This is a genomic window from Runella sp. (assembly GCF_027484545.1).
Lineage (GTDB): Bacteria > Bacteroidota > Bacteroidia > Cytophagales > Spirosomataceae > Runella.
Genome location: NZ_JAIXST010000204.1, coordinates 19,334 through 34,566 on the forward strand (window position 1 = coordinate 19,334; position 15,233 = coordinate 34,566).

The 15,233-nt window shown below is 43.5% G+C and carries 10 protein-coding genes; 3 read left to right on the forward strand and 7 right to left on the reverse strand.

Annotated elements, in window-relative coordinates:
* Positions 1-5: 5 nt before the first annotated feature.
* The 7 genes from Q0081_RS19285 to Q0081_RS19315 all read right to left on the reverse strand — a co-directional run bounded on the left by Q0081_RS19285 (position 6) and on the right by Q0081_RS19315 (position 12,102).
* Positions 6-2,606, reverse strand: a complete 2,601-nt coding sequence (locus Q0081_RS19285; RefSeq protein WP_409034080.1) for a transglycosylase domain-containing protein — start codon at positions 2,604-2,606, stop codon at positions 6-8.
* Between the two features lie 111 nt (positions 2,607-2,717).
* Entirely contained in the window at positions 2,718-3,593 is an 876-nt protein-coding gene (locus Q0081_RS19290; RefSeq protein WP_298357072.1) for a transglutaminase family protein, read from the reverse strand.
* On the reverse strand, positions 3,583-6,150 hold the full coding sequence (locus Q0081_RS19295; protein WP_298357075.1) for a circularly permuted type 2 ATP-grasp protein: 2,568 nt from the start codon (positions 6,148-6,150) through the stop codon (positions 3,583-3,585). Before Q0081_RS19295 ends, Q0081_RS19290 begins: the two co-directional genes overlap by 11 nt.
* Positions 6,151-6,187: 37 nt before the next feature.
* Positions 6,188-6,319: a hypothetical protein gene (locus Q0081_RS19300; RefSeq protein WP_298357078.1), complete on the reverse strand. Its 132-nt coding sequence runs from the start codon at positions 6,317-6,319 to the stop codon at positions 6,188-6,190.
* A gap of 51 nt (positions 6,320-6,370) precedes the next feature.
* The gene (locus Q0081_RS19305) at positions 6,371-9,769 is read right to left on the reverse strand and encodes a DUF2126 domain-containing protein (protein WP_298357081.1); all 3,399 of its coding nucleotides are present in this window, start codon (positions 9,767-9,769) and stop codon (positions 6,371-6,373) included.
* Positions 9,770-10,283: 514 nt separating this feature from the next.
* A complete protein-coding gene (locus tag Q0081_RS19310) occupies positions 10,284-10,988 on the reverse strand; it encodes a LytTR family DNA-binding domain-containing protein (protein ID WP_298357083.1) in 705 nt (234 codons plus the stop codon).
* Between the two features lie 85 nt (positions 10,989-11,073).
* Positions 11,074-12,102, reverse strand: a complete 1,029-nt coding sequence (locus Q0081_RS19315; RefSeq protein ID WP_298357086.1) for a sensor histidine kinase — start codon at positions 12,100-12,102, stop codon at positions 11,074-11,076.
* Positions 12,103-12,135: 33 nt separating this feature from the next.
* Between Q0081_RS19315 and Q0081_RS19320 the strand changes: the two genes are divergently transcribed.
* The 3 genes from Q0081_RS19320 to Q0081_RS19330 form a co-directional block, all read left to right on the forward strand.
* Positions 12,136-12,333: a hypothetical protein gene (locus tag Q0081_RS19320; RefSeq protein WP_298357089.1), complete on the forward strand. Its 198-nt coding sequence runs from the start codon at positions 12,136-12,138 to the stop codon at positions 12,331-12,333.
* 25 nt (positions 12,334-12,358) lie between these two features.
* Positions 12,359-14,803: an outer membrane beta-barrel protein gene (locus Q0081_RS19325; protein WP_298357091.1), complete on the forward strand. Its 2,445-nt coding sequence runs from the start codon at positions 12,359-12,361 to the stop codon at positions 14,801-14,803.
* A 225-nt stretch (positions 14,804-15,028) separates the two neighbouring features.
* On the forward strand, positions 15,029-15,233 hold a 205-nt coding region (locus Q0081_RS19330), incomplete at its 3' end, for a hypothetical protein (RefSeq protein WP_298357093.1).

A 15,233-nucleotide genomic window follows, 5' to 3' on the forward strand; every position in this document is an offset into this window, starting at 1 on the left:
CTCATTTATCTCGAATTGGTCGTATCCAATGGCACATCAGGAGACTCAATATCTTCGTCAAACGAAGGTGGCAACATAAACAAGGAGTCATTATTTACATTGGTGGAGTCGGATTGGCGCTCAATGGGAGAAGAAGGCGCACAATCGCGATAACTCTTAATGATTTTAATAGTGGGTTTGGGGAACGGGCCGCGTTGATACCTAATGGAAGCATCATCATAGACTTTTTCCAGAAAACGCCCTACCAAAGGCAAGGCTGTTTTGGCTCCTTCGCCCAAGTTAGTACTGCGGAAGTGGATACTTCGGTCATCGCCGCCAACCCACGCACCGACCACGAGGTCTTTGGTCACACCCATAAACCAGCCGTCGGAGTTGTTGGAAGTTGTCCCCGTTTTACCGCCGATCTCAAATCCATTTTTAAATAAACTGCCAAAAGTCCAGATGTTTTGCGAAGTACCTCCGGGTTCTTCAATCCCTCCTTTGAGCATGTGAACCATCAAAAACGCAGATTCTTCGCTGATAACCTGTTTGCTTTGCGGGGCAAAAGTTTCTACTTCGCTGCCATTAGCGTCATCAATACGGGTTACTACAATGGGATCTGTATGGCGACCGTGGTTTGGAAATACCGAATAGGCCGCCACCATGTCATAAAGAGAAACATCAAAAGGACCTAATCCGATGGAAGCCACGGCTTTTAATGGCGTTGTAATTCCCAATTTGTGAGCATAATTGACAACCGATTGGGCACCGATTCGGTTGGTCAAATGCGCAGTAACGGAGTTGATAGAACGTGCCAAAGCTCTCCGTAAGGTCAATTCCTGATAGGTAAACCCACCGGTAGAGTTTTTGGGACGCCAAGTACGGGTCGTGTCGCGGCCTCTTACTTTTTCTCGGATGGAGATTTCGAAGGGCTCGTCTTTCATTTTGTCGCAGGGCCCTAAGTTGAAAGCGGAACTGTCGATGGCGGCACAATAAACAAAGGGTTTAAATGTCGAACCCGGTTGACGTTTTCCCTGCTCTACGGCATCGTATTTGAAAAACTTATAATTCAAGCCACCTACCCATGCTTTCACCTGACCCGTATACGGATCCATGGCCATCATTCCGGCTCGGAGAATGCGCTTGTAATAATTGAGCGAATCTATCGAACTCATGAGGACTTTTTTCTCCCGACCGGTTTTCCAATCGTAGATCATCATGGTATCTTTTTTATTCATGTAATACCATATCGAATCCTGACGGACGGTCGAATCCAACTTAGCAAACTGTCGGTTAAGTGCTTTGTAGCGGTCTGTACGTTTGGCTACGTCCGTCAGGAAGTTAGGAATTTCCACTCCTTTTTCGTCTCGCCAAGGGTTTTCACCGCGCCAGTGGTTGTCAAAAGTCTGCTGAAGCATTTTCATCCGTTCAAACATCGCTGCCACGGCATGTTTCTGCATTCGGGAATCAATGGTCGTATGAATTTTAAAACCGCCGGTATAAGGGTCGTAATCATTTTCTTCGGCCCATTTTTCCATAAATTCTTCCACACTTCCGTTAAAATACTGGTAAATAGCGTATTCAAAGTCTTCATCGTTTACTCGTTCGGGAGTAATGTGTAGTTCGATGGGAAGTTTTTCGAGTGAATCGACCTGGCTTTGTTTCAAATAATTGTATTTGACCATTTGCGACAACACCGTATTGCGGCGGACGAGCGATTTGTCGTAATTTTTGGTTGGATTGTACGTATTGGTCGCTTTTTGCAATCCTACCAGTACTGCCGCTTCCTGAACAGTAAGTTCGTAAGGCGATTTGTTGAAATAAAATCGTGCCGCCGTTTTGATACCGTAGGTGTTGTTGGCGTAATCCACCGTATTGAAATACATGGTCAGAATTTCTTCTTTCGAAAAATTTCGTTCCAAGCGAATGGCTGTCAGCCATTCTTTGGTTTTATAGACGACCGTCCGCACGAGTGGAACGTATCCAAGCAAACCTCTTGCGGAGCGTTTACGGGTTTTAAAAAGTTTTTTTGCCAACTGCTGCGTAATGGTACTGCCACCGCCGCGTTCGCCTCCTTTTAGAATTCCAACAGCTACCCCCATCAATGCCCGTGAGTCAATGCCTGAGTGTTCATAAAAACGGGCATCTTCGGTAGCTATCAGCGCCTTAATGAGGTACGGTGACAGGCTGTCGAATTCAATAGGGGTACGGTTTTCGGTGTACAGTTTTCCAATAAGCTGCCCATCAGCAGAGTAAATCTCAGAAGCTTGAGCAACTTTAGGGTTTTGTAAATCCTCCACGCTTGGCATACTGCCGCAGAGCCACAGAAAATTTGTTTCTACGCAAAAAATGTAAAAGACAAAGGCCCCTATTCCGTACATCAATACCTTCCAGGCCGTAATGACCGGGTGGTAATAACGCGATTGAGTATCAACTTTTTGGTAAAATTTTTGCTGAATAGATGCCTTTTGACGACGATACGCTTCGACCCATCCTTTGAGCCGTTCTTCCCCGAATAGTACGCTGAGTGTTTTGTATAGGAGACCGGATAATCGGCTGCCAACTATCCTGAAAGGAATGCCTGCCTTTTTCCAAATACTTCTCAATTTCTCCAAAAATTCCTGCATGACTGAATACTGAATGAGTTTTAGCGTCAAAGATAGGGTTATTGGAAGAAATCAAAAAATGTAGTAGGAAGACTGACCATTTTTATAGTTTCCTGCTCCTGAAAAACTGCCTTATTTTGGACGGGGAATAACATCTACTTCTACCGAAAGAGTGTGCTTGCCGGAACTGAAGATAATTCCTTTCAACGGGGCAATATCTCCATAATCACGACCATAGGCCGTAATTATGTGTCGTTCTCCGGGAACCATATTGTTAGTAGGGTCAAATTCGCACCAGCCGATGGACGGAATAAAGGCCGAAATCCAGGCGTGAGACGCATCGGAACCCTGTAATTTTTTTTTACCGGGAGGCGGCAACGTTTCGATGTATCCGCTTACGTAACGCGCCGGAAACCCAAGGCTGCGCAAACAGGCAATGGCCAAATGGGAAAAATCCTGACAAACGCCTTTACGTTCTTTTAAAACGGTTTTGAGTGGAGTATGAACGTTGGTGAAATTGGAAACAAAGTCAAACTCTTTAAAAATTTTATGGCATAAACTTTTTACCCCTTCATATAAACACAGATTTTCGGGAAAACAGCCTTCTGCAAAATGTTTGATATCGTCGTCCCACGCAATAAATGGGCTGGGTAAAAGATATTGGAGCAATTCCGTTTTTACGGAGCGGGTATTCCAAATGTACGAATGAGCTTCTGCACATGACATGGAAAGGTTGGTCATGACCGTTTCTTTCGGTAAACTTTCTACGTCGCTTTGGGCTACTACCGTAAGTTCCCGATGCGAAACGTCTAAAGAAAAATAGTGAATCGTATTGCCGAAAAAATCTGTCCGGGCAACCAACTCAACAGGGTGTGGGGTGATATGAAGTGAAAAGGCGTGGCAAGTCTGCCCCGGTAGTGTACGCGGCTGTAAACACACCAAGCTGTGATAGGTACTTACGGAACCTAAATAGCTATATTTTGTTCGATGCGTCAGTTTATATCTCATGGGCATCGCTATTTTCGGGATTTTCCATTAAAACATGCTGAATAACAGTGTGTGCAAAATAAGCATTCGTCAGACTGATGGTGACTGACGAAATTGAATCGGAAACATCCGCCAGCAAACGGTCTAAATTTCTGCGGAACGAAACGTTTGATTTTGAAATAGTCAATTTTGAAATATCGGCGAGTTTTATTTTAGTGGAAGCGGCCAATACGGCTTTTTCTGCTTGATTTAAGCGGTTCAAGGGGTCGGTTTTGGGTAGTTGGGCAAGACAATACGCCAACGCATCCAGCTGATAAGCAAGCGAGTAGGGGAGTTTTTCGTCCAGCAGTACCATGTCCAGCATGGTTTCGAGGCTAAAATTTGTTTTGTACAATTGTCGGTAATATTCCATTAAATAATGGTTATTTAAGGCCGCTTCAATGAGCTCATTTTCAACGTTTTCTTCATTCTTAAAACTGAAAAAAGAACGAAAAATTCTGATTTTTGATATGATTCGTTCGGTGAGTTTGCCGGCTTCCAACAGATAATAACCGCTGTCGCGAGGCATAGATTCGGAGAGAACGCCGAAAAAAGTAAAAAGCCGAACGTGCAGTTTGTCCAGTATTTTTTGAATACTGTTGGGATTACTTATGTCAATACTCTGAATTTTTTTATGACTGTTCTCCACCAAATTAATGACCCGTCGCGTATCATGATTCCATTTGTCACTCACTGAAAGTACACTGTTTAGAAAGGAACCGACATTGGAGGCTACCGAACCTACTTTTTGAGTATTATGAACAAGCGCACCGATTTCCAAATACGGATTTTCTCGTAAAGAATCATTATTCTCATCCGTAAAACCAGGATAGGTAAGCGTTAGATGGGTAATGGATTTCAATAAAATGTCAATATACTCAGATTTGAAAGAGCCTCTGAAATCCACGTTTTCGTTGAGCGCATTAATGACAATTTTGAGGAATTTCGTCACCGCCATGGTACGCTCGCAGTAGCGTCCTACCCAAAAAAGATTTTCGGCACTTCGACTGGGCAACGAACTGTGATGGGTAAAGGCAGTTTTGTTAATGACTACGTTTTTTTCACCTACTTCCTTCAGTGTGTCTGACACAATCCAGGTATCTTTTGAAACACCTCCGTATTGGTTCGAAATAACGTAGCGGTCTCTTTCGGCAGAACTTCGGGTAAGACCACCCTGCATCGCATGATATTCATTGCCATCCGAAACCAAGAAAGCCCGGAGCGAAGCCAAGCGAGGTTCTATTTTTCCGTTAATCAGGGAGGGAGTAGTCGAGAGGCTTACTTCTTCCTGAGCAACGTATTCGTGCGGGGTTCGTAAAATGGCATGTTTTAAATCAGTTAGCTCCTCCCTGCTCAATAATCGACCATACACCGATCTGAATTTTTGCTTCCGATTGGCTTTCTTAATAATGAGTCTGTGAAGGTTTTCCAATACAAAATTCAATTCCTTTTTTTGACCGCACCACCAGGTCGCAATGGAAGGCATAATGAGTTCTTCCCCCAAAAAATAGCGGGAAATGTTGTGCATAAATGCCGGGAAGGCGCTGTTTTCCAGAACACCTGAACCGGGAGAATTGATAACCGATACATTGCCGGAACGGATAGCGTGTAACAATCCCGGCACTCCTAGCCGGGAATCTTCACGAAGTTCAAGAGGGTCACACCAATCATCGTCCACGCGGCGGATAATGACATCCACTTTTTCCAGACCATCAATGGATTTTAACCATACGTGGCCATTTCTCACTAACAAGTCGGCTCCCTGCGCCAAGGTATATCCTAAATAGGAGGCCAAATAAGCGTGTTCAAAATAGGTCTCGTTGTTTTGTCCCGGCGTTAGATAAACCACATTGGGGTTTTCTTTTTCGTGGGTGGCAAGTCTCGAAACCGTTTGGTGAACGTTGTTAAAAAAGGGCGAAAGTCGATCCACAAACATGCCGTCGGTGAGCTCAGGGAGGAGCTTACTCATAATCCGGCGATTTTCGAGGGCATAACCTGAACCCGATGGCGCCTGCGTGCGGTTGTCAACGAGCCACATGCGTCCGTCAGGGCCGCGAGCCATATCGGCAGCGTAGAGGATGAGCTGATTTTGAGATGGTAATTTGACATCATAGCAGGATCTCAAAAAACCAGTATTGCCAAATACCAACTCTGGAGGAATGATGGCGTCTTTGATGAGTCGTTGTGGACCATAAATGTCTTTGACCATTAAATCCAGCAAAAATGCCCGCTGTTTCAGGCCCTTTGTAATATGTTGCCACTCTTTTTGATCTATTAAAAAAGGGATGGGGTCCAGCAGCCACGGACGGTTAAGTCCATCCGAACTTTCGTATACATTATAGGTTACTCCATTTTCCCGCAACCGATTGATAATCTCTTGGTTTCTTACTTCCAGTTCTTTGATTCCCAATTTACCAAGCGAGGCAAATAATTTGTGCCAATGTGGCTTAACAAGACCGTTTGCTGCAATTGTTTCGTCGTATGAGCTGATTTCCTGTTGATAAGCCTGAAGTAAATTGCTGGTGGTTTCGGTAAGCATTGGTGAATCGATAGGTACGCAAATCGTTGAAAATTCACTAAATATAAGTGTTTTGCGATAAAAATTGAATAGAAATCCCAATTTTCAAGAAAGACATACCGGTAGTTTTGCCTGTTAAAAAGCTAAAACCCTGACTGCCTGTCAGGGTTTTAGCAATACCGTCTTTCATTTTTTTCTTGCTATTTTCTGAATTATTCGAAAGTCGGAGTAGTAAGCATTTCTACTTCGATTTCCAAAAACGCCTTAAATCCAAGGTATTTGGATATTCGGGATTAATCAATTCAATAGGAGTATCAATTTTGAGGGATTTTTTGTTTTCAGCCACAAATCGCGAAACCGCAGGACTAAACTGTACCGGAGCTGTTGATTCTATAGTAGCCGAAGGAGTATGACCAAAATCCCAGAAACGACTGATTTGTCGAGATTCGGCTTCGTAGCTGTTGATTGGATAGGTATCAAAACTTCGCCCGCCCGGGTGCGTTACAAAATACGTACAGCCGCCCAACACGCGGTCGTTCCAGGTATCTACAATGTCTAAAACAAGGGGAGCATCCGCGCCCACGGTAGGGTGAAGGGCCGAAGGCGGATTCCAGGCTTTGTAGCGTATACCTGCTACGAATTCTCCTTTTATGCCCGTACTTCGTAAGGGGACTCGGCATCCATTACAGACTAATATGTGTCGTTCTGGCACAAAGCCGCTTACTTTTACCTGAAGTCGCTCTAAGGAAGAATCCACAAAGCGTGCTGTTCCTGAGTTGGACAATTCTTCGCCCAGTACGTGCCAGGGCTCGATACCCAAACGTAATTCCATTTGGATGTTATCGACCGTAACGGTGCCGTAATGCGGGAAACGGAACTCAAAGAAGGGGTCAAACCATGAAATATCAAAATGGTAACCAGCGTCTTTGAGGTCATTGACGATGTCGACCATGTCCAAATAAACAAAATGCGGCAACAGGAACCGATCGTGAAGTTCGGTGCCCCAGCGAATCAATTTTTTCTTGTACGGTTGTTTCCAAAACTTAGCAATCAACGCTCTCACCAACAGGGTTTGTACGAGATTCATGTGTTTGTGAGGTGGCATGTCAAACGCCCTGAATTCGAGGATACCCAATCGCCCCGTGGAAGAATCGGGCGAATAGAGTTTGTCAATGCAAAACTCAGTGCGGTGCGTATTTCCCGTAATATCAACCAATAGGTTTCTAAAAATCCGGTCGACCATCCAGAAAGGCACTTCTTCATCGTCAGGAATTTGGTCAAAAGCAATTTCTACTTCGTACAGGCGATCGTCGCGCCCTTCGTCAATGCGGGGTGCCTGACTGGTTGGGCCAATGAAAGGCCCGGCAAACAGATAGCTTAACGCAGGGTGATGTTGCCAGTAAGTGATCAAACTGCGCAACAAATCGGGACGGCGAAGCACTGGACTATCGGCAGGTTTAGCGCCGCCAATGGTGACGTGGTTGCCTCCGCCTGTGCCCGTATGACGGCCGTCCACCATAAACTTGTCAGTACCGAGCCGGGAATAAAAAGCTTCTTCGTACAAAGCACTGATGTTGTCCACCAACTCCTGCCAACTTGCCGCAGGATGAACATTGACCTCAATCACGCCCGGGTCAGGCGTGACCATGAGTTTTTGAATTCGGTAATCAGACGGCGGCGTGTAACCTTCAATACGTACGGGCATTTGCAGCTTCTCGGCGGTGGCTTCCACGCAGGCTACTAAGTCAAGATAATGCTCTAAGTAATCTACGGGGGGTAAAAACACGTAAACAATGCCGTCTCTTTCTTCCACCGATAGGGCCGTGGTGAACGTACTTAATTCAAAAAGCAGAGATTTGTCTTTCTCTTCTTCTGATGCATTTTTGGGAAGAACGGGCAATTGATAATCAGGAGCGATGGTACCGTATCTTTTTTGGGCAGTTGCCTGATAGGCGCCAAGGGTTCCCAGTTCTTCAAACGGACTGCGTTCAACGATGGGTTCTTTTTTCTCTTTCGCCACCTTAGGTAAAGATTCTAAAGGCAAACGTAAACCAGCGGGAGAATTCCCCGGAATCAAAAAGACGTGTTTCCGACGGAACTCCCACAAACAACTCGTCCACGCTTTGGTTTTATAGTCCCATTTGAGTGGCACAACAAAGCCTGTTGGGTTGTTTAAGCCCTTTTCAAAGATTTTCGCCATCGTTTGCCGCTGCACTGAATCTTTTAAATTTACTTCCAGCGGGTCGAGATTTACGGGCAATTTGCCTTCTTCCAAAGCCCAATAAATCGGGTCTTCGTACGTGGGCATCAGGTTTTTGATATTAATTCCAAGGTATTTCGTGAGTTCCTCCGCGAAACTATTTGCCTCCTGAAACGTATATTTTGTTTCATTTTCTTTGGCTACCAACGCATCATTTTGCCACATTGGTAATCCGTCTTTGCGCCAGTAGAGTGCATACTGCCAACGGGGGAATAATTCGCCCGGGTACCATTTTCCTTGTCCAAAATGGAGTAAGCCGCCATGGGCAAAGCGGTTTTTGAGCCGTAGCGCGAGGTCATAGGCCAATTTACGTTTGAGTAGACCGTCGGCGGTAGAATTCCATTCGGCCCCTTCAAAATCATCTATGGAAACAAAGGTAGGTTCGCCGCCCATAGTGAGTCGTACGTCTCCTTCCTGCAAGTCTTTTTCCACATCATAGCCTACCTGCATCACGTTAGCCCATTGTTTTTCGGTGTAGGGTTTGGTTACCCGTGGGTCTTCGTGGATGCGATACACATGGTTATCAAATTCAAACGTCACTTCGCATCTGTCAGTGGCACCGGTGACGGGCGAGGCACTTGCGTGGTCCGGAGTGCAGCAAAGTGGGATGTGTCCTTCACTTGCAAAAAGCCCGGAAGTCGGGTCGAGTCCAATCCAACCCGCACCCGGTACATAAGCTTCAGCCCACGCGTGTAAATCGGTGAAATCGGCTTCGGGTCCGGAGGGGCCATCCAAGGATTTAATGTCAGAGGTCAATTGCACCAAATAGCCCGAAACAAACCGCGCAGCAATGCCCGAGTGCCGTAATATTTGAACCAACAGCCAAGCAGAATCACGGCAAGAACCGCTTAGAGAAGTGAGCGTTTCTTCGCAGCTTTGTACGCCCGGCTCCATGCGTACATTGTAGAATAAATCGCTGAAAATCTTTTGGTTAATATATACTAAATAATCAACGGTTTTTATGCCTTTGGTGACTTTATTCTGCTCAATCCATGCCATCAATTTGGGGCCGGCTTCCCGTGCTTCCAAATACGGTACCAATTCTTTTTGGAGTTGCGCATCGTATTGAAAAGGAAATTTTTCGGCCGATTCTTCCACAAAAAAATCAAACGGATTGATGACCTGCATTCGGGCAATCACTTCAACCTCAATACTGAGCTCGGTGGTTTTTTCGGGAAAAACAACCCGCGCCTGATAATTGCCGAACGGGTCCTGTTGCCAGTTGATGAAATGGTTTTTGGGAGAAATTTTAAAAGAATAACCTTCAATGGGCGTCCGGGAATGGGGAGCAGGGCGCAGTCGAAAAATATGAGGAGACAGGCTTACGCTTCTGTCAAAGATGTATTTTGTTTTGTGGGAAATGGCAACTTTTATGGACATAAAGAGCTGATTTTAAAACTAATTTTATGACATTCTACGTAAAAAAAGGGAAAATTGTGCTATAAATTAAAGGAAAGATTGAAAAATTATAAATTTCCTTGAAGGAGTAATAAAATTTAATCACTTACCGAAAAAAGTGGAATGAGCAGTACAAATCCAAGCGAATAAGGCTTTTACCGTTTCTTGGTTGTTTTATCTCAACTTAATCACAAATCATCTCGTTTCTGGTCGGAAATAAGCTAATTTTACAATTCTAACGAAAGTTAGTGGGTGTACCTACCAACGGTTCCTTGATTTTAACGCGTGGAAAAGGCTTGAGGGATGACCAACTAAAAGCGGCAGTGGATGAATTATTAAAGGAAATAAATGCGAAAAAGTAAAATGTATTCGTGACGATTTCGTATTTACTAATACATAAGTTACTAATGCTCCGTAGAAGACCTATCTGACCCCTTGTAGATAATAGCTTTTACGGAGCATTTTTTTGAAATTTCTTCGCCAAAGCAATGGGCTGTTAAAGTCCCAAACTCTTCAAAAAATCATCCCGATAACTGCTGCCGATAGGAATTTCGTGGTTTTGGACAAAGACCCGATTGCCTTCAATGTGCGTGATTTTGGCTTTGTTGATGATAAATGAACGGTGTACGCGCAAAAACAATGATTTAGGCAAAAGCTCCTCAAAACTCGAAAAGGTCATACTTGGAAGTAGGGTGTTCTGAGTTGTGACAATTTTGGTGTAATTGCCCTGTGCTTCGGCAAACAGCAACTCTTCGTGCAAGATTTTATAAATTTTTCCGTCAAATTTCAGGAACAGATAGTTCTCCGTTTTTCCGTTTTCCATTCCTCCCTGTTCCGACCCGTTTAATCGTTCCAATGCCTTATCAATGGCCACAATAAAACGTTCGAGCGAGAAAGGTTTTAATAAATAATCAATGGCTGCCAAGTCGAAGGCGTCGACGGCGTATTCTTTGTAGGCCGTGGTAAAAATGACCTGAGGTTGATTTTTAAGGGTTTTCAGAAAGGCAATGCCGTTGAGAACAGGCATGTTGATGTCCAGAAAAAGAATATCAATTTTTTGGGTTTGCAGGATTGTTTTGGCTTCCAAAGCATTACCAACGGAGGCCACGATATGGAGCATGGATAAGTGATCGCAATAGGCTTTGATGATTTCGCGGGCTATGGGCTCATCATCAACAATCAGGCAATTGATTTGGGGCATTTTGGATTCATTTTTGAACCATATAAGGCATATAAGAAAATATGAGGAATCTTATATTTTCTTATATGCCTTATATGGCAATAAATTATTTTATTTTCAACTGCAACATGACCTGATAAAACCCGCCTTTGTCTTCCACTTTCAAATCATGTTCCCCGGCATAAAGTAATTCCGATCGTTTTCTAACGCTGGCAAGCCCAAAACCGCTGTTTTTGTTGACCAAGTTACTTTCTTCGGGAGCCGGTCTGTGGGAATTTTTGATGGAAAACAAAATCGAATTCGCCCAAGTCTTCAGGGTAATATCAATGAAAATCTCTTGGTCGACGGTGTTTTTGGAATGTTTAAAGGCATTCTCAATAAAAACAATCAATAACATGGGCGCGATTTTGATTTCCGAATTGGTGATTTCTTCCATGGAAGTTGTCAGCACCAGCCGCTCACCGAGGCGTATTTTCTCAAAATCTATGTAATTGTTGATATAAGTCAATTCCTCTTTTAAAGGTACAAACAATTCTTTGGTATCATACACCGAATACCGTAACAAATCCGCCAGTTTCAGCAACAGCGGGGGGATTTTTTCGTGTTGGGTAATGGATAAACCGTACAAATTATTGAGGGTATTGAACAAAAAATGCGGGCTCAATTGCGATTGCAAAAGCTGGAGTTCCGTTTGACTGTTAGCGGCCGTTGTTTGGGCTTCCCGCAGTTGATGTTGAACGTTGTTGCGAACCATCTTGATTAAAGTCCCCAATGCCAAACTAACGATAACAAACGGAATCCAAAACAAAAGTCGTGTGGCCATATTTCCCTGAAAAGGGAGCGCAAACAGCCCGATTACGCAACCGATAATCAGAACCCCCATTGCAATGATGTATTCATTGGAAATCGGTTTTGCGGTTGAAATCCAAAGTTGAGAAAGGTACCTTCCCGCAAATACACCAATTACAAATAAGAAGGTAATCGTTGCGGCTACGGCCTCATCTTCGTGAACACCTATTGCTTTGACGTACATTTCAATCGTCAAAAAAAGGGGGATGCTGAAAAGAAGCGATAAAAAAATATAGAGGTTCTTTCCAAAAAAAGAGGTTAACCAATGGCTATTTGAGTTACTCATGAGTGTACTGTTTACGTGTGTTTTACTAAATCAATGAGCAAAGGTGAGGATTTGGGTAAAAGTTCTGCCATTTTGATGACGAATACGGCCAAAATCCTGACGGAAACCCTTTGGAAGGCCATCAACCGGTTCAACAGGCAAAATGGGCATTCCGTCAGGCATTTGGCAAGATACAACAGGTTTTTTTTAGGAGGTAAACCACCGAGTCAATATTTGCACCGTGATACTTGATTCATTCTCTTAAAATAACACGCCCATGAAAACTTCAGCCATTTTACTTTTAACCCTTTTTTCGTTTTCCATTTTCGCTCAAACAATCTCAAAAACTATTTCAGGTACAGTCAAAAACACGCAGAACGAAATCCTCCCCGGCGCTACTGTGAAATTACTAAAAGCCACCGACTCGTTGATGCTTGCCAGAGAAATTACCAATGCCAACGGTAAATTTCAGTTTAATAATCTCCAAAACGGAACCTATTTATTGGCAATCACGGCCATGGGTCAAAAGCCTTTTACGAGTGTAGCGCTTACCATTGACGATACGCGCAGCAACATTGTGTTGCCCGTCATTGTGCTGTTACCCGCTAAAAACATTGAACTGAAAGAAGTGGTAGTCAAAGCCAAACGGCCGCTCATTGAGCAGGATATTGACAAAACCATCGTAAACGTAGAGTCGATGATCAGCAGTGCGACGAGCAATACGCTGGAAGTCCTGGAAAAAACGCCCGGCGTGACCGTAGGCAGCAACGGCGAAATCAGCCTCAACGGACGAAGCGGTATCTTGGTGCTGATTGACTGTCGCGCTACTTATATGTCAGGTCCCGATTTGGCCGCGTATCTAAAATCACTGCCGGGGGGATTGTTGGATAAGATTGAGTTGATGGACAATCCTTCGGCTAAGTACGATGCGGCCGGCAATGGCATTATCAATATTCGTCTGAAAAAGAATAGAGTAGGAGGTTTTACGGGCAATAGTTCAATGGGTTCCAGCCAAGGCGTTTATGGAAGACACAACGGCTCCCTGAACATGAATTACAACCACAAAAAGCTTAATGTATTTGCCAATTTGGGAGCAAACAAAGAAAAAAATTACAACAACGATGTTTTTGACCGACTCTTTTATGATACGCGGGGGCAACAAACCTCAAACGTGTTGCTCCTCAATGACAATATCTCCGATAACAAAAGCCTGAATGCCATTCTGGAGCTGGATTTTGCCGCAACCCCAAAAACAACATACGGATTGATGCTCAATTTGAATGGCGGCACCCGAAACGCAATCATTGATTATCAAAGTAATAACTATAATACCAATCGTTTGCTTGATGCGATAGGAAATGGGAATACTGTGCTGAACGATAAAAGAACAAACTTCGGAACTAACCTGAATCTTCAGCATAAATTTAACAAACCGGGGCAGGAAATGATGGTGGATATGAATTATCTTAACTACCAATCTAATGGAAATCAGCGGGTGCAGAATTTTCGTTATTTGCCCGAAGGCGCCTTGGCCGAGCAAGATGAGTTTCTGTACTTGGTTCCCGGTACTATCAATATCTATACAGCCAAGGCAGACTATGTTCACCCGTTGAAAAAGAAGACAAGTTGGGAAGCAGGGGTCAAATCCAGCGTCATTGACAACGACAACATTTCAAATTACTTTAACGTAAAAGGGACTGTTCAAACGATTGACAACGGAAAATCCAATCACTTTAAATACCATGAAAACATAAACGCTGCCTATTTCAACACCCGAAAAGAATGGAAACGGGTAGGAATACAATTGGGACTGCGGGCGGAAACTACCCAAGCGAGAGGGAATCAATTGGGCAACGAAGTCGTGCAAGGCAGCACTTTTACTAAAAATTATACAAAGGTGTTTCCAAGTCTGTTTATCAATTATAAATTGGACAGTTTGAATAAGAATTCGCTGAATTTGAGTTTTACGCGCAGAATAAATCGTCCTGATTATCAGTCGCTTAATCCTTTTGTGTTTTTTAGAGATCAATATTCCTACACAGCTGGCAATCCCTTGCTGTTTCCGCAATACCAGAACCGGATTGAATTGAAATTTCAGCATAAACAATGGTTGCAGATGGGCTTGAGCTACAACCGATTCACCAACGTGATTTTTCAAACGACGGAGGCCATTGATACTATCTTTATTACACGCCCCAACAACGTTGCCTCAGGTTTTATGCTGTTGCTCAACACCACGTTGTCTGCCTCGCCGACCAAATGGTGGAACCTGATTTATACCATACGTTTATCACACATGGGGCTCAACGGCATGAGTTACACCGAAAAATTGAATCCAAGGGCTTATGTAGCACGGTTTGAAGTGTACAACCAATTTCGATTGAATAAAGGCTGGAGTGCCGATTTGTCAGGTTATTATGCAAGTTCAGACCTTAATGGGCAGGCGTATACGGATATGATGTACCGGGTGGGCGGAGCAGTGCAAAAGAAAATTTGGAAAGACAAAGCAAGTTTACGAATCTCCGTTGATGATGTGTTTCACTCGTGGATTCGGCACAACCGTTCGGTCAGTATCAAACAGGCGCAGTTTTTTCAAACCAATGAATCTGATACCCAACGGATTGGTGTAGCGTTTACCTATCGTTTTGGAAAAGATACCTTTGCCCGCAAGCGTCGCCACAATGACAATGCCGCCGATGATGAAAAAGGGCGGGTGAATTAAAGGAAAACTTCTGCTACAGTAAGTCAATGGGTTCTGAACGGCGATTCGGAATCCATTGACTTTATAGAAGTAAAGCAGTTGTGAAAATTTAGTATTGTTTTCGATTATTTTCTATTTTGTGCGTATTACTGCGAATAATTTCAAAAAAATACCGTTAAAAGACAATTTGTTTTTCATGGAAATATGGGTATTGGGTTTATAATTTATGATATTTAACTTTGCGTCATGAATGTTATAGATTTTGACAAATTTAAAGAGTTACAATACTGCAATAATGAATTGTGCAAGTATCATAACAAAATAGGTCATGGCAACGTGTGTATTTTAAGTCGCAAAAACAATCAAGTCTATTGTAACGGGTGTAAGCATCGTTGGGTTTTAACAAAAGACACTTTTTTCTATGACCTTCGCAGTGATAAATCTTTAATAA

What these genes read in the sequence shown, in the direction of transcription:
- Q0081_RS19285 (WP_409034080.1), bottom strand. Translation starts at nt 2,606, where the DNA reads ATGCAGGAATTTTTGGAGAAATTGAGAAGTATTTGGAAAAAGGCAGGC.
- Q0081_RS19290 (WP_298357072.1), bottom strand. Translation starts at nt 3,593, where the DNA reads ATGAGATATAAACTGACGCATCGAACAAAATATAGCTATTTAGGTTCC.
- Q0081_RS19295 (WP_298357075.1), bottom strand. Translation starts at nt 6,150, where the DNA reads ATGCTTACCGAAACCACCAGCAATTTACTTCAGGCTTATCAACAGGAA.
- Q0081_RS19300 (WP_298357078.1), bottom strand. Translation starts at nt 6,319, where the DNA reads ATGAAAGACGGTATTGCTAAAACCCTGACAGGCAGTCAGGGTTTTAGC.
- Q0081_RS19305 (WP_298357081.1), bottom strand. Translation starts at nt 9,769, where the DNA reads ATGTCCATAAAAGTTGCCATTTCCCACAAAACAAAATACATCTTTGAC.
- Q0081_RS19310 (WP_298357083.1), bottom strand. Translation starts at nt 10,988, where the DNA reads ATGCCCCAAATCAATTGCCTGATTGTTGATGATGAGCCCATAGCCCGC.
- Q0081_RS19315 (WP_298357086.1), bottom strand. Translation starts at nt 12,102, where the DNA reads ATGAGTAACTCAAATAGCCATTGGTTAACCTCTTTTTTTGGAAAGAAC.
- Q0081_RS19320 (WP_298357089.1), top strand. Translation starts at nt 12,136, where the DNA reads ATGAGCAAAGGTGAGGATTTGGGTAAAAGTTCTGCCATTTTGATGACG.
- Q0081_RS19325 (WP_298357091.1), top strand. Translation starts at nt 12,359, where the DNA reads ATGAAAACTTCAGCCATTTTACTTTTAACCCTTTTTTCGTTTTCCATT.